The organism is uncultured Campylobacter sp., from assembly GCF_937973075.1.
GTDB lineage: Bacteria > Campylobacterota > Campylobacteria > Campylobacterales > Campylobacteraceae > Campylobacter_B.
The window spans coordinates 1-21,173 of the sequence record NZ_CALBWL010000002.1; the positions used below are offsets into that span (position 1 = coordinate 1).

Annotated in this window: 17 protein-coding genes and 1 pseudogene; 6 read left to right on the plus strand and 12 right to left on the minus strand. The window is 47.1% G+C overall.

Annotated features, from left to right (window positions below; genetic code table 11):
- Positions 1-114 precede the first annotated feature (114 nt).
- From Q0274_RS00030 to Q0274_RS00085, 12 genes and pseudogenes are all read right to left on the minus strand, one after another.
- A complete protein-coding gene (locus Q0274_RS00030) occupies positions 115-501 on the minus strand; it encodes a hypothetical protein (RefSeq protein WP_298026402.1) in 387 nt (128 codons plus the stop codon).
- A 282-nt stretch (positions 502-783) separates the two neighbouring features.
- Positions 784-1,422, minus strand: a pseudogene (locus tag Q0274_RS00035) (ABC transporter ATP-binding protein); the annotation flags it as partial.
- Between the two features lies 1 nt (position 1,423).
- Positions 1,424-2,557, minus strand: coding sequence for an FtsX-like permease family protein (locus Q0274_RS00040; RefSeq protein ID WP_005869323.1), 1,134 nt, complete (start codon positions 2,555-2,557; stop codon positions 1,424-1,426).
- A complete protein-coding gene (locus Q0274_RS00045) occupies positions 2,544-3,788 on the minus strand; it encodes an ABC transporter permease (RefSeq protein ID WP_298026407.1) in 1,245 nt (414 codons plus the stop codon). Before Q0274_RS00045 ends, Q0274_RS00040 begins: the two co-directional genes overlap by 14 nt.
- The gene (locus Q0274_RS00050) at positions 3,788-5,206 is read right to left on the minus strand and encodes a Fe-S-containing protein (RefSeq protein WP_298026409.1); all 1,419 of its coding nucleotides are present in this window, start codon (positions 5,204-5,206) and stop codon (positions 3,788-3,790) included. The genes Q0274_RS00045 and Q0274_RS00050 overlap by 1 nt, the downstream gene beginning before the upstream one ends.
- A gap of 420 nt (positions 5,207-5,626) precedes the next feature.
- Positions 5,627-6,148, minus strand: a complete 522-nt coding sequence (locus Q0274_RS00055; RefSeq protein ID WP_005869331.1) for an iron transporter — start codon at positions 6,146-6,148, stop codon at positions 5,627-5,629.
- Positions 6,149-6,162: 14 nt separating this feature from the next.
- The gene (locus Q0274_RS00060; RefSeq protein WP_298026411.1) at positions 6,163-8,094 is read right to left on the minus strand and encodes an FTR1 family protein; all 1,932 of its coding nucleotides are present in this window, start codon (positions 8,092-8,094) and stop codon (positions 6,163-6,165) included.
- Between the two features lie 219 nt (positions 8,095-8,313).
- Complete coding sequence (locus tag Q0274_RS00065) at positions 8,314-9,417, minus strand: c-type cytochrome (protein ID WP_298026414.1); 1,104 nt, start codon at positions 9,415-9,417, stop codon at positions 8,314-8,316.
- Between the two features lie 2 nt (positions 9,418-9,419).
- Positions 9,420-10,679 carry a cytochrome bc complex cytochrome b subunit gene (locus Q0274_RS00070; protein ID WP_298026416.1) on the minus strand — a complete coding sequence of 420 codons (1,260 nt, stop codon included), beginning with the start codon at positions 10,677-10,679 and terminating at the stop codon, positions 9,420-9,422.
- Between the two features lie 9 nt (positions 10,680-10,688).
- The gene (gene petA / locus Q0274_RS00075) at positions 10,689-11,195 is read right to left on the minus strand and encodes a ubiquinol-cytochrome c reductase iron-sulfur subunit (protein WP_177387024.1); all 507 of its coding nucleotides are present in this window, start codon (positions 11,193-11,195) and stop codon (positions 10,689-10,691) included.
- A 758-nt stretch (positions 11,196-11,953) separates the two neighbouring features.
- Positions 11,954-15,376, minus strand: a complete 3,423-nt coding sequence (ccsA, locus tag Q0274_RS00080) for a cytochrome c biogenesis protein CcsA (RefSeq protein ID WP_298026419.1) — start codon at positions 15,374-15,376, stop codon at positions 11,954-11,956.
- A 308-nt stretch (positions 15,377-15,684) separates the two neighbouring features.
- Positions 15,685-16,176: a CreA family protein gene (locus tag Q0274_RS00085; RefSeq protein ID WP_298026422.1), complete on the minus strand. Its 492-nt coding sequence runs from the start codon at positions 16,174-16,176 to the stop codon at positions 15,685-15,687.
- Between the two features lie 98 nt (positions 16,177-16,274).
- Here Q0274_RS00085 and Q0274_RS00090 point away from each other — a divergent pair, with 98 nt between their 5' ends.
- The 6 genes from Q0274_RS00090 to Q0274_RS00115 are packed head-to-tail and all read left to right on the plus strand — an operon-like array spanning position 16,275 to position 21,006.
- Positions 16,275-17,645, plus strand: a complete 1,371-nt coding sequence (locus Q0274_RS00090; RefSeq protein ID WP_298026425.1) for a phosphomannomutase/phosphoglucomutase — start codon at positions 16,275-16,277, stop codon at positions 17,643-17,645.
- Positions 17,642-17,887: a CmeU family protein gene (gene cmeU / locus Q0274_RS00095; protein ID WP_298026427.1), complete on the plus strand. Its 246-nt coding sequence runs from the start codon at positions 17,642-17,644 to the stop codon at positions 17,885-17,887. The genes Q0274_RS00090 and cmeU overlap by 4 nt, the downstream gene beginning before the upstream one ends.
- Positions 17,880-18,893 carry an alanine racemase gene (locus Q0274_RS00100; RefSeq protein WP_298026430.1) on the plus strand — a complete coding sequence of 338 codons (1,014 nt, stop codon included), beginning with the start codon at positions 17,880-17,882 and terminating at the stop codon, positions 18,891-18,893. The genes cmeU and Q0274_RS00100 overlap by 8 nt, the downstream gene beginning before the upstream one ends.
- On the plus strand, positions 18,890-19,603 hold the full coding sequence (locus Q0274_RS00105; RefSeq protein ID WP_297945944.1) for a LemA family protein: 714 nt from the start codon (positions 18,890-18,892) through the stop codon (positions 19,601-19,603). The genes Q0274_RS00100 and Q0274_RS00105 overlap by 4 nt, the downstream gene beginning before the upstream one ends.
- Positions 19,604-19,618: 15 nt before the next feature.
- Positions 19,619-20,212: a hypothetical protein gene (locus Q0274_RS00110; RefSeq protein WP_298026433.1), complete on the plus strand. Its 594-nt coding sequence runs from the start codon at positions 19,619-19,621 to the stop codon at positions 20,210-20,212.
- Complete coding sequence (locus tag Q0274_RS00115) at positions 20,209-21,006, plus strand: YgcG family protein (RefSeq protein ID WP_298026437.1); 798 nt, start codon at positions 20,209-20,211, stop codon at positions 21,004-21,006. The genes Q0274_RS00110 and Q0274_RS00115 overlap by 4 nt, the downstream gene beginning before the upstream one ends.
- Positions 21,007-21,173 lie beyond the last annotated feature (167 nt).

The window sequence follows — 21,173 nt, forward strand, 5'->3', positions numbered from 1 at the left end:
CGAACTTGGAGGCAAGCGAGGTGCCGTCGCTGCTTAGATGGTGCTTCCATCCGTCGCAGCCCGCGAGTAGCAGTGTAAGTATAGCGGCAGCAACTTTTAAATTTAAAAATTTTATCATCTAAAACCCGCCTTTGGGCGCGCTAAATCGGCCTTTAAATTTGCGTTTGAAATTTTAAAATTTACGGCGCGATCTCTGCCGGAGTTTATATCGCTATCCGCATTAGAATTTATGCCGTGACGCATGCCGCGATCCGCGCTAGAATTTATATCGCGGTATGTGTTGAAATTTATGTCTCGATATGCGTTGAGACGTATGTTGCGATCCGCGTCGAAATCTGTGCCCGTAGCGTTTCGGTTTTTAAAATTTAGACTTTTTAAATTTTGGCTTTTAAAATCTTTCCCCACTCCACTCGGCGTCGCATCGGCGCTTGATCTTTTGAGACAAATGGTTTCGGCGGGACGTGCGTAGCAAAGAGCCGCACCTGCTCGCGCAAACTGCAAGTGAACCCAAAAAGAGCGTGTGCAGGCGGTGAAATTTTTAAATTTTAACGTAGCTTTATTTTTCGTCATGCGAGTTAAATTTTACACATCGGAATTCTGCGCGCCAGAATTTTCGGCATCGAAATTTTCGCCGCCCGAATTTTGCGAGGCGGGATTTTGCTCGCTCGCAGCTTCGGTGCTAGAGCTTTGCGAAGCGCTTTTGTTTGGATTGCGATCTGAAATTTTATCCTGTGAGCCGAGATTATGCTTCATCGTGCTTTGATCTAAAAGTTCTATTCGATCGAGCTTGCCATGTCTTAGGCGCACCACTTTGTCGGCAAATTTACCGAGCTCTTCGTTGTGTGTGACCAAAAGCAGCGTCTTGCCCTCGCTGCGAAGCGTCTGAAAGAGCTGCAAAACCACGCGCTCGTTGGCTTCGTCGAGGTTGCCCGTAGGCTCGTCGGCGATGATAATATCGGGGTCATTGATGAGTGCGCGCGCGATGCAGACACGCTGCTGCTCGCCGCCGCTAAGCTCGCTAGGGCGGTGCGTGATGCGGTGCCCGAGCCCCACTTTCTCAAGTGCTGCCTTGGCGCTGTCCTCGTCCACGCAGCTGTGGTAGTATTGATTTAACATAACGTTTTCGACGGCCGTTAGATAGGGGATTAGGTGAAACTGCTGAAACACGAGACCGATCTTTTTGCGGCGAAATTCTAAAATTTGCTCGTCGTTTAGCGCGCTCGCGTCGGCTCCGCCCAGGATATATCTGCCCGCGGTGGGGGTGTCCATCAGGCTTAGGATATTTACGAGCGTGCTCTTGCCGCTGCCGCTTGGGCCCATTATGCTGACCCACTCGCCGCTTAAAACGTCGAAGCTGATATTATCGAGAGCCTTAACCTCGCCGAAGTATTTGCAGATGCCTTCAAATTTTAAAATTTCCATGTCATTCCCTTAATAGATTCGCTAAATTCGGATTCAGCGCCTTTTTGATCGGATAGTAGCTTGCCGCGAGCGCAAAAATCAGGCTCAGCGCGACCGCCGCAAAGAGGCTAATCAGCCTAAAATCCACGCTGCTTGAAAATATCAGATGCCCCAGTAAGATCGCGAGCAGGTATCCCACGAATACTCCAGCTAGCGAGCCTGCGACGCAGACGGTTAAAATTTCGCTCAGGATCAGGTGGAGCAAATTTTGTTTGCTCGCGCCGATTGCGCGGATGAGCGCAAACTCTTTGATGCGCGAAAGCAGGATCGAGCTAAGGCTCGTGTTGATGCAGACCGAGGTGATCAGAAGGATTGTAATGCCGATAAGAAGCATCAAAAGCTTGATTTTGTTTAAGATGATGCCCTGGGTCTTGGATACCTTGCCGATCGGCGCGAAGCTCATCTGCGCATCGCTTAGACTTTTTGAAATTTCGCTAAGCTGCTTAAAATCGCCGCTTACGATCGCTTCGGCGTAATTTACCTGCGCAGGCTGATTTAAAATTTTTTGCGCTAGCGGCAGCGATATTAGCAGCATACCGTCCTCTTTCTGCCCGTCATAGACGATGCCTTTTATCTTTACCTTGCTCGTTTCGTTTGAGCCGATCGGCGTGATCTCGATACTATCGCCGAGCTTCGCGCCCAAAAGTTTGGCGAGATCCTGCCCGATGAGCGCGTTTTTATCGTCGAAATCCACGCCTATAAATGAACCCTCTTTAAGATCCAAAAACGGCATCGTATCGCGCAGAGAGGAGAAATTTACTCCCATGATGATGCCTGAATTGACGCCTAAATTTGCGCTGCCGAAAAGATATTTATTCGCGCTTTTTAGAGCTGGAATTTTAGCAAATTTCGCATCGAGCGCCGCTTCGTCCATATGGGAATTTTCTAAATTTGCGGGGCTTACGATTAAATTTGCGCCGTAGCTGTTTAACTCGCTGGCGACCTTTTTATCGATGTCGGCGTAGATATTTACGAACGCCGCGCAAACCGCGCTACCTAGCATGATCGCGACGAAAATCACGAAGCTGCGGATGCCGCTGTTGATGATACTTTTAAAGATCGCGCCTCTAAAAAACGCGCCGTTATTTCCTACCATAAAGCACCTCCGCAGGCAGTAGTTTGATTACTCCGCGTAGCGGCAAGATCGAGCCGATAATGCAAATAAGAAGTCCAAAGACGATGCTAAGCGGAAAGACCATAAGCGAGACGCCGATAAAGGAGCCAAAAATTTGATACGCGATCGCCCAGCTAAGCGCGTAGCCCACGACTGCGCCCACGAGTGAGCTTGCTACGCAGATGACGAAAATTTCGGCGGCGAACTGGATATAGATCATAAAGTTGCTCGCTCCCAGCGCCTTAAGCAAGCCGATCTCTTTTTTGCGCTTGTAAATTTCGCTGCTTAGCAGGCTCGTGATGCAGATGCTTGAAATCAGCAGAGATAAGATACTTACGACGCCCATTAAATTTTGAATTTTTTTCGTGATGCCGCTTTGAGCTTCGCTGACGCTAAGCACCGCCTTAGCAGTTGCATTTGGATACTCCTCGGTGATCTGATATGCGATGGAGCTAACGTATGCTGAGCAGTACCATGTGTCGTATTCTGTGGCGTCCAGGTTATCGAGGCTCCTTCTTGCCTTTACGGACAGATCGTCTTCAGGGATCGTCATGGCGCTAACTTCTGCCTTGGCGATGAGGCCCTCTTTGTGCGTTAGCTTTTGTACCAGAGATAAATTTGCGATCAGCTTTTTGGCTTCATCCTCCGCGCCGTGCAAAATCCCAACAACCTTAACCTCATAATCTCCAAGCTTAACCGTATCGCCGATCTTAAGCCCCAGCCCGTCTCCTGCTAGTACCTCGTCATCGGCGCCGTCTTTTACCCACTGCCCCTCTACACTCCAAAACGGATAGAGCGAGCGTACGCCCGATCTGAAATCAGGCTCGTCGCTAACGCCCACGTCCTTTTCAAAGTAGGTCCCCACGACGTCGTAATTCCCTGCGCGGGTAGTTAAAAAGGGTGCAAAGGCAGTGATATTGTTGCGCCAAAAAATTTCTTTGATCTTATGCAGCTCGCTCTCTTTTAAAAAATCATCGTTTTTAAGCGGCGAGTATTCACGCCCGCCGATCTCGATACTTAGGCTTTGCGAGCGCGGTAGCACGACGATATTCGAGCCGTAGCTGCGTAGCTCCTTAGCGACCTGATCGCCGATTTTTAGCGTGATATTTAGCATGCAAGCGATCAGCGAGACCGATAAAAATATCGTCAAAAACGCTAAAATTTTGCTATCCCTGGAGTTTAAAATGGAGGATTTGATGATGCGTAAAAACATTATTTAAGCTCCTTTAGCGTGCCGTTTTCATCTACATAGCGCTCGGGGTGCGCGATAAAGGCGTTTGCATTAGCTTCGCTTTCGAAAAAGTAGGTGCGTCCGTAGTAAAGATAGCTAAATTTAGAGGTGTTTAAAATTTCTTTTCTACTGACCGGATCGATCACCTTTTTATCCACGATCTCAGAGAAATAGGACGCGCCGTCCTCGATCGTCTTAAGCGCGATGACGATATTTTGCCCCTCTAGCTTATAATCCAGCGGAATCGGATTGCAGCCGCCAAGCTTGCCGACGCTCGGCAAAAAGATACGCACGTTGCAAGCGATGCAGATAAGCTCGTCGCCTTTTTTGATATAGCCCATATCGCCGCAGATCGAGCACGCGTCAAAAACCGCGACCGGGGCAAATTTGTCCGTGAAGCGGTTTAGTAGAAAAAACCTGACCTTATGCCCGTCGTCGGTAACGTAGGCAAAGCGGTGCAGCTTGCCGTCCTTTACGATGTTCGCATCGATTATGAATTCCGCGCCTTGCGGCTCGATAATCTTAGGCTCATCGATCGTAGGCGGTTTTGAGGCGACCAAGATATAATAAAGTCCCAAAAAGCTGATTAAAACCCCAAGCGATAAGATCAGGCTAAAATCTCTAAAAATGGCAAATCTGCCCGCTTTAACCTCTCTAAATTTTATAATGTCCGCTTCGCGAGGCACTCGACTTGGCGCACGAAATGCCGTAAGTAGCGCAATTAGCGCGGCTATAAGGCAAAGAGTTAGCGTCAGATAGGAGTTGTTGTAGTGGATGATTTTGGCGATGACGCTTAGAAACTCGGACGAGCCGATCGCGTTTGAAAGTCCCTCAAAACCCTTCGCAGCTAGCGCTTTGGGTGCGTCCGCCTGGCGCAGATCAAGACCTAAAAAGCCGATTTTGGCTATGAAGGCAAACGCCCATGCAAGAGTAAACGACGCTAGCTTTGCGCCTCTGCTCGCGCGCGCTAGAGCTGAGCGATAAATAAAATAGAATAAAATGAGCGCCAGCGCACCTAAAACCGCCATAAAGAGGTTAGTTAGGCTGAAGCTGTCCAGTAGCTCGCCGGAGAAAATTTTAAAATTCATCCCTATGAAGCGGTATTCAAATCCATACGCGCAACCAAGAGCAAAAATAACCGCGGCGGTAAGATAAAAACGCTTAAGCTTAAATGCAAACAGCAGTGCCAGCAGCGCTAAAAGTGCGAGCGCATCAAATACGATCTTGCCCGTATCAGCGTTTGCCGAGCGCACAAATGCACTAAAGCACAGCGCCCCAAATGCAGCCCCCAAAAGCGCGGGCAAAAACGATGCGCTGATAAAGCGCCTGCCGCCCAGATACACACTTAAAAACGCGAGCGGAAACAGAGCCAAGCTAACGTGATAAAAAAATATCGTCATCAAAAATCCTCATCGAGCCTAATGCGCGTAAATCGCCTATAATTGCTTAAATTTTAAAATTTTAAAACCTACGCCGCTTTGTAAATTTTAAAATTTCAAATCCGCTTGCAAAAAATTTGCAACGGCAAGAGCCGCCCGCAAAGAGAAATTTCGCCTCGCTCTTGCTTTTGTTTTGTCTCGCCCTCGCGCTGCGCTAAATTTAAAATTTTAAAATTCCAAGCCTCTTGAAATTTTAAAATTTGCCGCAGCTAAAAGATTCGTAAGCTTAAACGCATTGAAGCAAAACGATACGCTTTGGCTGCGGCGTAGCGATTAAATTTTAAATGGGCTAAAGTAACCCGCCTTAAATTTAAAGCGTGCGGCTAAACTAAATACCGCTAGAGCTCCGCCGAAAACGGACTCGGCAGAGCCCAATACGATTTACTCTTTAGGAGCGCCTGTGTATTGGAAGGTGTATTTAACCGAGAATGGCTCCCACCATTTGCCTACGCCGGTCGCTTTGTCCGCGTGGCGTCCGAATCCGTTGGCGCTTGGATTTTCGATGTTATAGGTTAGCTCGTAGTTGCCTACGCCGTTTACCATCTTGATATTGGCGCCGTAGTGAGGGCCGTCGCTAGCTACCATCGGCATGAAATTTCCCTTTTGGATCTTGCCGGTATCTAGGTTTTTAAGCACGTAAGCGATCTTTAGATAAGGGATCCATTCGCCCTCGCCAAATCCGTTTGCGTTGCCTTTAATGGCGTGGATGTCTGCCTCAAGGTGGATGTCCGCCTTGCTAGGAGCTAGATCAATGCCTTTAGGCTCCATATCGATAGGCTGAAGATAAACTGCCGCGATCTCCATTCCATTTTGCTCAATCGGCTCGCCGATTGGATGCTCTCCCGCCATTGCTATAACAGAGGCTAGGCTTAGTGCCAACATACCTGAAAAAATCTTTTTCATCTTTTCTCTCCTTATTAAGATTTGTTTTTTTGCTTATTTTTTAAGATCAAAATTCCTGCGATCAAAAGCACGATCATCACCGCTTGCGGCACGAGGCTCTGGACGTAAGGATAAAATCCGATCCACGTAATCGTAGGAAGCCCATCAATAACGGTAGGCACGAATACCTTGCCCTCGACTAGCTCCATCACGCCCTTGCCCACAAATACGACGGACATATAAAAGATAATGACCGATGTAGCGATGAAGAACGGCTTGATAGCGATTTTAAGCGAGAATTTTTTGATGACGATATAAACTATGATAAGAGCCACCAGACCCGCTACGAAGCCTGCTGCTACCATGCTGGTAGCTGCCGGACTTTTGGCATCGAAAAGTAGCGCCAGATAAAATAGCACCGTCTCTGCGCCCTCGCGATAAACCGCTAAAAACACCGTCCACCAAAGCATCTTGCTATCGCCCGAACTTAGGCTGTTTGAAATTTGACCTTGGATATAGGCGCTCCACTTTTTGGAGCTTGCATTTGAAAGAAGCCAAAAGCCCACGTAAAATAGCAGCACCACGGCGATTAACATCACCGCGCCCTCCATCACTTCGCGCGTTTGTCCTGCATTTTCACTACCAAAGATATAATTCAGCCCGTAAGCTGTAGCGATACTTAGCACAACCGCGACGCCAAGAGCGCTGTAAACGATATTTAGGTGCTTTGAATTGCCGGATTTTATAAGCAAAGCGATGACTGCAGCTACGATGATAAGTGCTTCAAATCCTTCGCGCAAGATAATGATAAACGCGTATAAGAATAGATCCCAGTTGCTTGATTTTTTCGTTAGCTCTAGGCTTTGGGTAAGCTGATCAAATAGCTTATTTTGCGCCGCTACGATCTGCTCTTTGGAAGCACCCGCGCGCATAAGAGCCGAAATTTTATTAAAGCTTGCTTCGGTGTCTAGCTTGAGCTGAGTATTTTTAGCACCGACGATATTCTCCATACCGCTCTCTTCGTATTCATCAAAGTAGATATTACCACTTTCGTCGATCGCATCATCAACCTTGCCGCTCTCGTAAAGCTGCAAAACCTTAGCCATCTTATCCTTGATATTTTGCACGATCGGTGTAAAATCCTTGCCCTCATCCTCACTAGTATCGCTTTGTGCTAACGCAGTCTGCGGCGCTATGGAGTAGCTTTCTTGCGGCAAATCATTTACGGCTTTTAATGCTAGATTATCTAGGGCGTTTATCGCTTCGTCAAATTTTGATTTGTCCGTATCCGCATCCTCGCGCAAGAGATTTCCGATAATTTGCTGGATTGATTGATCGGTCTGAGACGAGACATATTTTCGTACCGCCTCTTCTAGGCGTTCGTTGCGGTAGATATCAAATTTAGCGCGATTTAGTGCAGCCTTTAACGCAGCAGCGTCTTTTTTATCAAACGCAGCTTTAGCGTTATCCAGCTCAGTTTTAAATTCCGTATAGACGCTCATCCAAGGCGAAGTTGTACCGGATGCTGCGGAATTCCCGCCTGAGGTTGGCGCAGAAGTGCTGCCGTCGCCTCCGTCTTGATACTCGGCTACGAGACGATGACCAGATTCGATCGCAGGCAGAACCTCATCAATCTCGCGATTTAGATTATCGATCATCGCTTGGATCTCATTTAGGGGCTTTTCGGCTTTGATCGCTTTACGGATATCGCCGAATTGCTTCTCCATATCGTAGGATTTTTTCTGTCCCAAATTTATGCGAATGCCGGCTTCTAGATTTTCGAAATGCCCAAAATACGCCTCTTGAGTTATCTTTCTAGCCTCAGAATTATTACCATCGACATAAAGCTTGATCGCTTGAGCAAATTTCTCTTTTATCGTCGCTGCTTCCGCGCGATAATCCGTATCCGCAAAAAGCATAGCAAGCGGAAAAATTAGAGCTAAAACCACAAATTTAAAAAATTTCATCTGAACCTTCTTGAGTTGAATTCATACATTAAATTTCAAAATCGAGCGGCAATTATATGTAGAAAAATCTTAAAAAGTAATAAAAAAAGCGGTTATCATAAAGCACGAAAGCGGCTAAATTCTCAATTGCAAGAGCTTTTTGATAGATAGAATTTAATAGAATTTAGGATATAGCGGGATTTTAAAAGGCAGTCGGATTTTGCTCCGACTGCTAAAATTTTAATGAAGTTTCGACCAAATTTTACTTTTCCAAAGACCTGCAAAAACAGAAAGGATCAAGAAATAAATCATAATATTTATGGTTGTAGCTTCACGCTCGGCTTTTTTGCTATCGCCTACGTCAGCTAGATACTCCACGACTTTGGCTTCAGCGTTTTCGTTCAAGCCTACGCGCGGCATCGAGGTGCCTGGAAGCTTCTTTTGCGTATCATTGATAAACTCGTGTAGATAGTTGGCGCCCTTAGAACGGATCATCATCGAAAGATCAGGAGGCGTCGAGCCCATATACGCAGCCAAGCTAGCCTTGTCGCTGGATGCAAAGAGCTTATCATATTTGACGTCGTGGCATCTTAGACAAGCATCCTCAAAAACCGCCTTGCCTAAAAGGAATTTTTTCTGCGCTTCGTTTAGTTCGGTGCCTTGCTTGATGCCGCTAGTAGCAGCCTCAGAGGCGATTAGTTTATCCTCGCTAGGAGCGAGCGATTTTAGATAGGCTACGATATCGGCGATCTCTTGATTTAGATCACCGCCCGCACCGAAAAATCCAGGCATCGGAAAAGGCTTTTCGTCGCCAAATTTCTGATCTAGCTTAAGAGCCATGATTGGATCTTTGATGAGCGCAGCTAAGAATTTATCGGTGTATAGATAGCCTGCGCTGCTAAGATCTGGCGGATTGACGCCGTATGCGGCACTAGCGCTTGCCACGTCCATAGGAGCGGGGATATTTGCACTTTTTACTCCATGACATGCGGTGCAGCCTGCATTTGTAAAGGTTTCGGCGCCGCGCACGGCATCGCCTTTGCTAAGATCTATTTTATTTATTTCATCCCAAAAAAGCACGGTTTTGTCTTGTTGCTCTTTCGCACTGGCTAGGGCTTTTTTAGAATTTTTTATCATCGTCTCATCTCCGCCCTTTTCTGCTGCGGCCAAAGCGCTTTCTGCTGCGGCTACGTTATGCGCGGCCAAAGCCGTATCGCCTGCTGCAAAATCGTAATTTACCGGATCGGTGTGCGGACTGAGCTTAGTATGAGCATAAGGCTCGATAAACCAGTATAAAATTCCCACACAAAAAAGCACTAAGATTAGGGTTTTTATCTCTTTCATGGCTAGACCCTCTTTCTTTCTGCAATTGTAATTAGCGGAAGCACTACGACAAGCAATCCGATATAGATGATCGATAAGGCAAAGCCCCAGTATTTATTTTCGATACCGAGCTCCGCGCCGTCTGCAGGGAGCTTGCCAAAAAGGCTAAGCAGGATCATGTCGATCACTAAGACCCAAAACCAAATGAAAAACGCTTTGTTTTTGTGCGCGGGGGCTACTACGCTGCTACGATCAAATAGTGGGATAAAAAACAGCGAAACTCCAGCGAAGGCAAAGGCGATAAGTCCGATATCGGCGGCCTTAAGTGGTCCTACGTCGAAGTAAAATCCGCGCAGAATTTCATACTCCCAAAGGAAGTACCACTCCGGATAGATATGCGTCGGGGTTTTGAGGCTGTTTGCCGGCTCGAAATTTATCGGATCCATCGCAAAATCGAAGTGAAAGCCGACTAGATAAAAGAAAAATATCATAAAAATACTGACATAGAAAAAATCCTTCGCCAAAAAGCCCGGCCAAAATGGAATTACCTTGCTTTCGCTAGTTTTTCCTTCCAAATACTTCTCGTCCTCGAGCTCAAAGTCAATCTCCTCGCCGTCTAGGTTATTTACATGCGGAAATCTAAGCGAATAAAAATGCACCGCCAGCACCGCAACCACCACGAGAGGCAGCAAACAGACATGAAGCATAAAAAATCGTGTCAGCGTCGGATCGCTTACGGCGTAATCGCCGCGAATCCATTCGACTATTGCATCGCCCACTACTGGAATTCCGCCGAATAAATTCGTAATAACCATCGCCGCCCAGTAGCTCATCTGCCCCCAAGGAAGCATATAGCCGCTAAAAGCCTCCGCCGAAAAAATAATGAAAAGCAGCATTCCGCTTACCCAAATCATCTCTCGCCCTTGCTTATACGAGCGGTAATAAATAGCTACTAAAGTATGAATGTATAAGATCAAAAATACGACCGATGCCGATACTGCGTGGATATGACGCCATAGCCAGCCGTATTCGACCTCTTTCATGATCGTGAAATTTACACTATCGAAGGCCAAATTTACGTCCGGCTTATAATACATCACGAGCATCAAGCCGCTTACGAATAAAACTATAAATAGCGTCATCAAAATAACGCCCATCGCCCAAAGGAAGCTGATATTTTTAGGAATCCAATACTCGCTTACCATAACCTTGAAAAATTTCGTTACGGCGAGCCTTTGGTCGAACCAATCCCAAACTCCCGTAGCTTTTCTGATATGTGCCATCTGCGCCTCCTATGCTTTCTGCTTTAGGGCTTGGTATTCGGGGCCCTCTTCGCCTAAAACGAGTTTCGTTCCGTCGATTTTAAAGGGCGGTATATCCATAGGACGCGGCGGCGGACCGAATACGTTTACGCCGTTAGCATCGAAAATTCCGCCGTGACATGCACAGATGAATTGTTGCGTCGATGGCTTGTAGCTGGGAATACAGCCTAAATGCGTACAAAGCCCGATGCAAAGCGTATATCTAGCATCCCCTACGACGACGTCGCGGGCATCATTTTTGGGCATATCGGCAGTCTTTTTAAGCACGAAAATCGGCTTTTTACGCCACTGCGTTTGATACAGCTCGCCCTCTTTGATCGGACTTAAATCTACCGTAGTGACGCCGGCGGCGCGCACGCTGGGTAACGGATCCCACGATTTCTTCATCCCCACTAGCGCAAAAACACCACCCACAGCGGCAACCGCGCCGAAAGTAAGCCCGATAAAGCCTCGTCTATCCTGTTTTAGATCAGACATCTTTATCCTTTCAAATTAAGAAATTGATAAGCGTCAATTTTAGCCAAATAAAGATTAAATCAATATGATTATAAGCAGAAATTTAGCTTAAACTTGCAAGCTAAATTATATTTTAAGATAATTTTAATGCCTAGCGAGGCGTTTTTACAGTTTAAAATTTTATAAATTCAAATTATGTCATGTTCTATCATGGTGCGAAATTTAAAATTTTAAAATTTTGTCGCGCAAGAGTTATTGCGACAATGGCGTACAAAATTTTAAAATTTCGACATCATAAATAAAATTTCATAAAGTGCGAGATTTTAAATTTTAAATTTAAAGATGAGCATAGAATTTATAAAATCAAATTTTAAAATTTCACTGCTCGGCTATGGCAGCGGCGGGGCGAATTTTGCACTAGCACGCTAGCTAAAATTTTAAAATTCTAGAATTCGTTGCGATTCCATCGCGCGTAAAAATTCCACTAGAAGTAAAATTTAAAACATTAAAACCCCATAGCAGTGCAAATTCCAAATCATTAGAATTTTACGACGCCTTAAAAATTTTAAGCATCAAAGTCCTGTCGCGATGTATTCTCTTGCGATGCTAAATTTTAAAATTTAGCGCAATCGCGAATCGTAAAATTCTATAAAATTCTACGGGGTTTTAAAGCCTAGCCGAAATTTAAAGATAAATTCCATAAATCCCTAAAGCCTCGGCAAACTGCGAAATCAGGGCGAAATTTCAAAATTATTATTCTAAAATTTGAGCCCGTCTATCTAAAGCCTAGCTGCTTTGCCCGAGCGAAAATACGCCGCGATCGCAAGAGCTATCATCGAAGCGACCATCACGTACGCCCAGCCAGGCACTGGAATGCGCTCGCCGCTAGCATATGAGTGCATGCCACTTAGGTAGAAATTTACACCAAAATAGGTCATTATGACGCTAAAATATGCAAACATCGAGGCTACGGCAAAGGCGAATTGATTATTGAGCTTAGGCATAAATCTAAAATGTACGACCACTGCGTAGATGAAAATCGTAATGAGCGCCCAGGTCTCCTTCGGATCCCAGCCCCAGTAGCGCCCCCAGCTTTCGTTCGCCCACACGCCGCCTAGGAAGTTGCCGACCGTCAGCAAGCAAAGCCCTAGGATCATCGACATTTCGTTGATATGCGTAGCCTCCGTGATATTGCGCGCGATCTCGGGATTTTTCTTATCGAACAGAAACATCACGAGGGTGAAAATTCCAAGCAGCATACAAAGTCCCAAAAATCCGTAGCTTGCGGTGATTACCGAGACGTGGATCGTAAGCCAGTGCGACTTCAATACAGGCTGAAGGTTCGTAATCTGCGGATCGATATCGCTAAGATGTGCGACCATCAGCGTTATGCCCGCCATTATCGACGTTAGCGCCAGCGAGATCGCGGATTTGCGCGAGAAGAATATTCCGCTTAGCGACAGCGCCCACGCGATGTAGATGAGCGATTCGTAGGAGTTACTCCACGGCGCGTGCCCCGAGACGTAGCCGCGCAGCGCAAGACCCGCGGTATGCGCTATGAAGGCGACGATATTTACGATATAAACGAGCTTAAACGCGCCGCCTAAGCGAAGAGCGGGCTTCATCATCCGCAAAAATATAAAGATCAGAAGCAAAAATCCCGAGATAGTGTAGATCGGAAAGAGGCGAGAAAAAATTTTAGCCTTATTAAATAAAATTTCATATTTTATCGCGCTTTCGCTAGGCATTAGGTTTGCGCCGTTTTGTGCCTGGTATTTTTTGACGTAGCTTAGCATCTTTTCTGCGCCGCTCCAATCCCCGCTTTCTTGGGCATAGACCACGGACGAAACGAATATTCCCATCATCTTTTTAACCTCGTTCGATTCGTTTTGATCCAGCGCATCGCCTAGATATAGCGGCGAAAGCCACTCGTTATTTTTAGCGTTCTTAACCGGAATAATTCTAAAATAATCCCCCATAAACGCCGAGTAAAAGACGTTTACGCGCTCATTTACCTTGATGATCTCTTTATCTAGCACACCGCGGTTGCCCAAAGGCTTTCGGTTGATCTCCTCGACCATTTTATCGAGCTTGTAGTAGCTCTCGCCGCCTTTAAATTCAAAAAAATCCATCATACTGGCGTGGCTTTGCTTCTCGTCCATACCTAGAATTTTCTTAAGCTCCGGCTCGCTAACCTTGATAATCGGCGCACGCCTCCAGTAGCTTTGATTTAGCATAAACGAAAGCGCAGCGGCGTTATGGTTTAAAATTTCGCCATTTGGTGCCTTATAGTCGTCGGCTCGGTAAATTTTATTTAAAAGCTCCCTGGAAACGGTATCGAAAGGCTCCATTCGCCCATCAAATCCCTGAATTACTAGGCTTGCTAGATCCTCACTAAATTTAGGATCAAATTTCGGCACGGCCAGCTCGCCCCCCATAGTAGAAAAATTATGCGGCGGGACGGAGTCTTGTTCCGCTGCAGATTCTTGAGAAGCGGAGCTTTGCTTGGAATTTTCAGCGGCGGAATTCTGCGCGGAATTTTGCGAAGCTGAATCTTGCACGCTAGCCGGGCTTTGCGGCGCGGAATTTTCTGCGGCTGCATTTGAGGCGGATTTTTGCGAAGTAGAATTTTGTGCCGTGGAGTTTTGTTCGGCATTTGCTGTGCTAGGATACAATGCGCTCAAACTCAAAGCCAACGCGCCTACTAATGCCAATGCTGCGCCTTTAGTACCGCGTCGCGATTTTTTGGCGCGTTTTGATGCAGAGCTTTCTGCGGAGCTTACGGGCACCGAGCTAGACGCGGAATTTTTAGAATTTACATCTTTTTCTCTAGCAAGATGCGTATTTTCGCTGATTAAGCGCGAGAGCTTGAAAAAGCGCGAGCCCCGGTTGAAAAAGTTAAAAAACATCCCCACGCAAAGCAAAAAATAGCCGATGTAAGTTGGAACTTTGCCGGGGTCTTTATTGACCGAGAGCACGGTACCGCGCTCATCCGTGTCGTATGAGCTTTGGAAAAATCGGTATCCGCCGTAATCGAGCACATGATTCATAAAAATATCATAATCAAAGCTCGTATTGCCGTCTTTTAGCGTGATTTCACTTTTATATCCGGAGGGCGAATTGGTGCCTGGATAGCGATCCATCACAAAGTCGCGAAGCGCGATTTTAAAAGGCAGATGAAGCATCTTTGGTGCCAAGGCTACGATGAAATTCTTATCTCCCACCTTGTAGCTAGCGCCATGTGAATCCCTAGGGACATAGATTTCGCGACTCTGCCCCGCAAAGCTTAGCGTAGCTACTACGCCGGGCTCACCCGGTAAATTCGCATCGACCGGGACGAATTTCTCGACCGCGGAGCTAAGCAGGCTAACGGGAGCGAAATTTATTCCGTCGAAGCTGTAAAGCAAGAGATTGCCTAGCGGATTATCCTCGTTTTTCTTAAGCGGCGAAGTGCTCATATCAGCCATTTTAGTGGCGTTTATATCAAGGCTTGAGTTTAGATAAAATTTGCCATCTTTGGATTTTATGTAGATGAAATTCTTACTCTTAGGCTCAGCGTTAAAAGTGATACTAAGCTCGCCTATATCCGTGCTTTCGCCCGATTGCAAGGAGACGTTTTGACTGCCAATGTTGTTGGAAAATAATAACTTCACGCGCGCAGGAGCCTGTCCGGTCGGATCTTGCACCCATTTTAGCTCGCCGTGTTCTACGAGCTCTTTAAATTTTAAATTTGCGATCCTACCCTCTACGTCTAGATTGAGATCGAAGTTCATCCGTCCTGCGCCGTTTAAAAATTTGCTCTCATCGGCGGAGATAAACTCGCCGTCGCTGCCTAAAGTAAGAAGTTGAACGACCTCGTCTTTGGTCGTTACGATCGAGCTCTCGCCGCCCTCTCTTATATGGATATTGCCCTCAAAGCCGAAATATCTAGTCAAAATCGCTCCAACAAGCATAAACAAAAAGCTCGCGTGAAAGATTAGCGCAGGCAGAGTGCGAAGCTTAATCATGCGGTAGCGATAGATATTGTAGGTTAAATTTATTCCCAAAAGCACCATTAGCGCGCCAAACCACGCAGTAGAATAAACCATCGCCCAAGCTACTTCCGTGCCGTAGGCAGTCTCTACAAAAGTAGCGATCGCACAAGCTAGCGCCAAAATCAGTAGCATCACTGACGCGCACTCCATACTAAAAAATGTCTTCATTGATTTCCTTTAGATTTAAGAGGGTTTTCAAAATCGCGAGATTTTAGCAAAAATTGCTTAATTTTTCATTTTACGACTTGCAAGCGCACGCCTACTAGCGTAGCGCAAATATGCGTTAAGATGCTTTGATAAAGCGGTAAAATTCTCATCTTGGGCATTCGCGCAGAAATTTAACGGCGCGGATAAAATTTTATAAAATGCTGCGAAATTTAGCAAATTCTATTAAATTTCGTGCGTCATCTCATCGCGTAATTTATAATCTAGAATTCCGCTGCGATAAAATTTTATCTTTGCGGAATTCCTTATTATTATTTTTTGCCTTGGGTATATGCGAGCTCGCACACGTCGCCCACGGCTTGGTGGCACGGGATCGCCGAGATCGAGTTATTGGGCGAGCCGTCAATCACTTTGTCTGAATAAACCAAATAGATTAGCGAGCCCTGCACCGCATCGTAAAGCCTAACTACGTGGGTCTTTTTGAAAATCAACGAGCTACGTTTTTCAAAAATATCCTCTTTTTTCAGCTCCTCTTTGATGATGATTTTAGGCGCTGTCTGCACGCACGACACAGAGGCTTCGGAGCGGTCCTCCTCCACGCCGATGATCTCTTTGGCACCGCCTTTTTTGGCGTAAGAGACGTAGCAGGTCACGCCGTCGATCTTAGGATCTTTAACCGCGATAACTTCGATGCGATCGTCTTTGCCAAAAATTCTAAACGAAGTATTTACGCTACCTACGAGCTCGTAATCGCCCGCGCAAGCAAAAGCCGCTAAAATCGCTACTAGAATAAATTTTTTCATAACCATCCTTTGGAATTTTAGCGGCGATTTTATCATTTATAATATAAATATTAAGCAAGTTTTTATAAAATACCGCGATTTAAATTTAAAGGAATTTTATGATCGAAGATATCTTTAGAGAATACGATATTCGCGGCATCGTGGGCGAGGAGCTAAACGAGCGCAGCGTAAAAGCGATCGGCTTTGCTCTTGGCAAACATATCGCAAATCTGGGGCTTGAGCGCGTTAGCGTGGGATACGACGCCCGTCTTAGCGCGGATGAGCTTTTCGGCTATTTCGTAAGCGGGCTAAATTTCGCCGGATTGCGGGTTTATGATATCGGCTTGCTACCGACGCCGGTGGGTTATTTTAGCGTATTTACGCATAAATTTGACGCAAACGTAATGATCACCGGCTCGCACAATCCCAAAAATTACAACGGTTTTAAGATCACGATCGGCACGGATAGCTTCTTTGGCGCGGATTTGAAGCGTCTAGGTGCGCAGGTGCGAGAGCTGATCGGTTCAAATTTTGAAATTCCAACTGACGCAAGCGCCGAGAAGTACGACATCTTAAGCGAGTATCTAGCATATTTTGAGAAGGAATTTGCGGCTCTTAAAGGCTTTGCCGCGCCTTTTATCATTGACTGCGCAAACGGCGCCGCGGGCGTTACCGCTACTAAAATCATCGAAAGGCTAGGGCTAAACGCTAAAGTTTTATTCCCGCAGCCGGACGGCAATTTCCCAAACCACCATCCCGATCCCAGCGAGGAGAAAAGTTTAGCAGATCTTAAAGCTGCGATGAAGCAAGACGGCGTGGCTCTAGGCTTCGGCTTTGACGGAGATGCCGATAGGATCGCCGTGCTTACGCCGCGCCGCAACATTAAAGGCGACGAGCTAGCCTGCCTGCTTGCCTTAAATATGCACCATCCGCGCATCCTAGGCGAAGTCAAATGCTCTCAAGCGATGTATGATACTATCGATAAGATCGGCAAAAGCTTCATGGGCAAGACCGGCCATAGCAATATCAAAAAGGCGATGAAGGAGCTTGGCATCGACCTTGCCGCGGAGGTTAGCGGGCATATTTATTTTAAAGAGCGATATTTCGGCTTTGATGACGGCGTATATGCGATGATGCGCGTGCTTGAGCTCGTAGCCAAGGGTTATGATTTGGACGCCGAGCTAGACAAGCTGCCGCGAGTTTTTAGCACCGATGAGATTAAATTTAATACGAGCGAGGAAGCAAAATTTAAGATCATCGAGGCTCTTAAAGCTCAAATCCACGCAGGTATCGCGGAGCTACCGCCCATCCGCGATATTATCGAGATCGACGGCATCAGAGTGCGATTTGATGACGGCTGGGCGCTCGTACGGGCAAGCAACACCACGCCTGTGATCGTAACCCGCTTCGAGGCCAGCAGCCCCGAGTTTCGCGACGAGATGCAGCGCGTATTTTTAGGTAAACTAGAAAATTTAAAGGACCAGAGATGAACGAATCTGAAAAGCAAGAGGTTGAAAAAAATATAAAAAAGCTTTTGGCTGCGAGAGCGGAATTTTTTAAATTCTTAGATGAGCGCGTACCAAAGATCGCTGGCACCGACGTATTTGATTTCGAGCGCGCAGGTGCTGCTAGCTTGAAAGAAGTTTATGCGAAATTCTACGGATACGACTACGCTGCGCGCAAGCTGCTGCCATATTTATACCGCACTTACGGGCTAGACTTCGATGTCTGAGATTATCTTAGATCGCGCCGCTTATGTGCACAATCTAGCGCAAATCGCCGCCAAAGTAGGTGGAGTGGAGCGAGTATTTTTGGTAGCCAAGGATAATTCATACGGCCATGGCTGCAGACTTTGCTGTGAGGAAGCGGCAAAGCTAGGCTTCGTACGCGCCGTAACGCGAAGTGCTGCAGAAGCTGCGCAGATTGCGGATTTATTTGATGAAATTTTAGTGCTCTCGCACATTCCGCGCGGGGACGAGGACGAGCGGTTTTGCTACGCAGTAAATGATCTTGGCTACTTCTCGCGTCTTAAACGAGGGCTTAAAATTTATATCGCTGCAGATACCGCGATGCATAGAAACGGCATCAGTGCGAGCGAGTTAGATGAGGCGCTTAGGCTATGCAAGGCGGGCGGATTTAAGCTTCGTGGCTTTTTTACACACTTTCGCGCAAGCGACGAGCTAAGCGGCGATTTTTTCGCGCAGAGGCAAAATTTTATAGAATTTAAGCGTCTCGCGAGGCAAAAAGCCGCCGCCGCGGGCTTTGAAAATTTAAAATTTCATTCGAGCAACTCCGCAGCTATCGAGCGAAGTGCGGGTTTTGAGGACGAATACGTGCGCGTAGGCATGGCGCAGTTTGGCTATCCGCAATTTGACGAGAGCCTAAATTTACACCCCGTGCTAAAGCTCTATGCCGATCTGATCAGCTCGCGCGTGCTAAAAAAAGGCGAGCGCGTGGGCTACGGCGCGAAATTTGAAGCGCCGCGCGATATGAGGATCGGCACCTATGATCTGGGCTACGCAGACGGGCTATTTCGCTACGACGGCGAGGGCGAGCTAGCGCTTGCAAGCGGGCAAAAAATGCTCGGAAAAATGTCGATGGATAGCTTCTGCGCGGAATTCAGCGGCGAGCGCATCTGCGTGCTGGACGATGCGCGAGCCTGGGCAAAACACTTTGGCACGATCGAATATGAAATTTTAGTCAAATTAAATTCCAACATCCCAAGGAGATTTCAATGAAAGAGCTGCAAGGAGAAAATAACGAGCGTATAGGTTACGACGATAAAGGCTTATCCGCGCGAGGCGAGAGCTTTGGCGGAGGAGAGTATCCGCGCCAAAAAGGAGGGCTTCATATCTTAATCAAAGCTCTAATCGTCTTAGTGATTGCGGCGATCGCGTTTGCGATATTTGCAGTGCCTGTTTACAATAAACTCGTAAGCAAAGATGAAGAAGTTAAGGCCGCGTGGAGCCAGGTGCAAAACCAATATCAGCGCCGCGCCGATTTGATTCCAAATTTCGTAGAAACCGTCAAAGGCTACGCTAGCCATGAAAAAGATACCTTAGAAGGCGTTATAAATGCCCGCGCTAAGGCAACCGCTGTCAATATCAATGCAGAAAGCTTAGCGCAAGATCCGGAAGCGTTTGCGAAATTTAACGGCGCCCAAGGTGAGCTTAGCTCGGCCCTATCGCGCTTAATGCTGGTAGTCGAGCGTTATCCGGATCTCAAGGCAAATCAGAATTTCGCCGACTTGCAAAATCAGCTCGAAGGCACGGAAAACCGCATCGCCGTAGCGCGCAAGGACTACATCGCCTCGGTGCAGGAATACAACAAGCTAATTAGAACCTTCCCTACAAACATCATCGCGCGCATCGTAGGACTAGGCGGCGCCAAACCTAGCTTTAGCGCTGATAGCTCAAGCCAAAAAGCCCCTAGCGTCTCGTTTAAATAACGCTAAAGGCGGCAAATGCTAAGCGAGCAGTGCAAGCAAAAAATCCACGAGCTAATCACGAAAGCCGAAGCCGCAAGCGGCGCGCAGATCGTCTGCGTGGTCGCGCGCGAAGCAAGCGAGGACTGCGAAGCTAGCTATGGCGCAGCGGCAGTGACGGCGTTTGCGATCGGCATCGTTCTGTGCTTCGTGCCGCAAATAAGTAAAGCTGAGCTACTGCAGATCGTAGCACTTAGCTTCATTGCGATTAAAGCTCTGCTGGCTAAATATTCCACGCTTTTAACTCTAATCACGACTAAATCTCGCAGACTTCGGCTCTCGGGCGAGTTTGCGATGCTAAAATTTTACGAGCGCTACGGCAGCGTAAAAGAAGCGATAATGTTTTGTGTCTGCGTCCGCGAGCGCTGCGCTCATATCATCTGCGGCGCACGAGCGGCGGAGTTTATCTCTAAGGGCGAGTTTGAACGTATCACGACGGAATTTAATCCTAGCACGCAAGGCCTTGAGCCTGCTGTTTTAAAGACGATGGACGCGCTGTGCAAGCTAGCCATGCAAGTGCCTAAAGATAGCGAAAATAACGAGATAGAAGAGACCTTGGTGGAGCTGCGATGAGAGTGGCTTGGAGATTTGCCTTTGCCCTAATGACGCTATTTATAACAAGCGTTGCCGCACCTAGCGAGTATCTGGCCCATCCAAACGGTACCGCTGTAATCGATGAGGCTGGCATTTTACGCCCAGCCGCAAGAGAGAGCTTGAATGAAATTTTAACGACTTTCGATAAAAATTCCACAAACCAGATCATGTTCGTAAGCCTAAAATCGCTCGGCGGCTACTCTATCGAGGAAATCGGCGTAGAGCAGGCACGCGCTCTTGGTATCGGGCAAAAAGGGCGCGACAACGGCGTACTGCTGCTTGTTGCTCCGCACGAGCATAAAGTGCGTATCGAGGTCGGATATGGGCTAGAGGGCGTGCTAACCGATATGCGCGCAAAGCGTATCATCAACAATAAAATTCTACCCTATTTTAGGCAGGGGGATTACGAAAGTGGCGTCATTAGCGGGATTTCGGCGATCATCAGCACGATCGAAGGCGGCGATATAAAATTTGATCCGCTTAACGCCAACGCGCAGCAGGATCCGAGCAACAAGGACTTTGCGATCTTTATGGTGCTTTTTGCGGTCTTGCTTTTTGCGATACTAAGCCGCCGCGTGACGCGTCGCAGAATAAGCGACGAGGATATAATCTCGAGCGCAGACATCATAAGCGAAATCGCGCGCTCATCGCGCATGAGAGGCGGCTCATCCGGGGATTTTGACGGATTTAAAGGGAATGGCGGTTTTAAGGGAGGCGGCTTCAGTGGGGGCGGCGGAAGTTTCGGCGGAGGCGGTGCTAGCGGAAGCTGGTAGTTACGGAATTTTATCAAAATTCCAAATCGTAGAATTTTATCTAAATTTTAAAATTTTAGAATTTCTAAATTCGGCTACTTGCGTAGAAAAATAGCACGAGCGGCTTATCATTGCCCTCGATCTTTAGCGTGTGTTCGGAGGGGTCGAACTTGGAGGCAAGCGAGGTG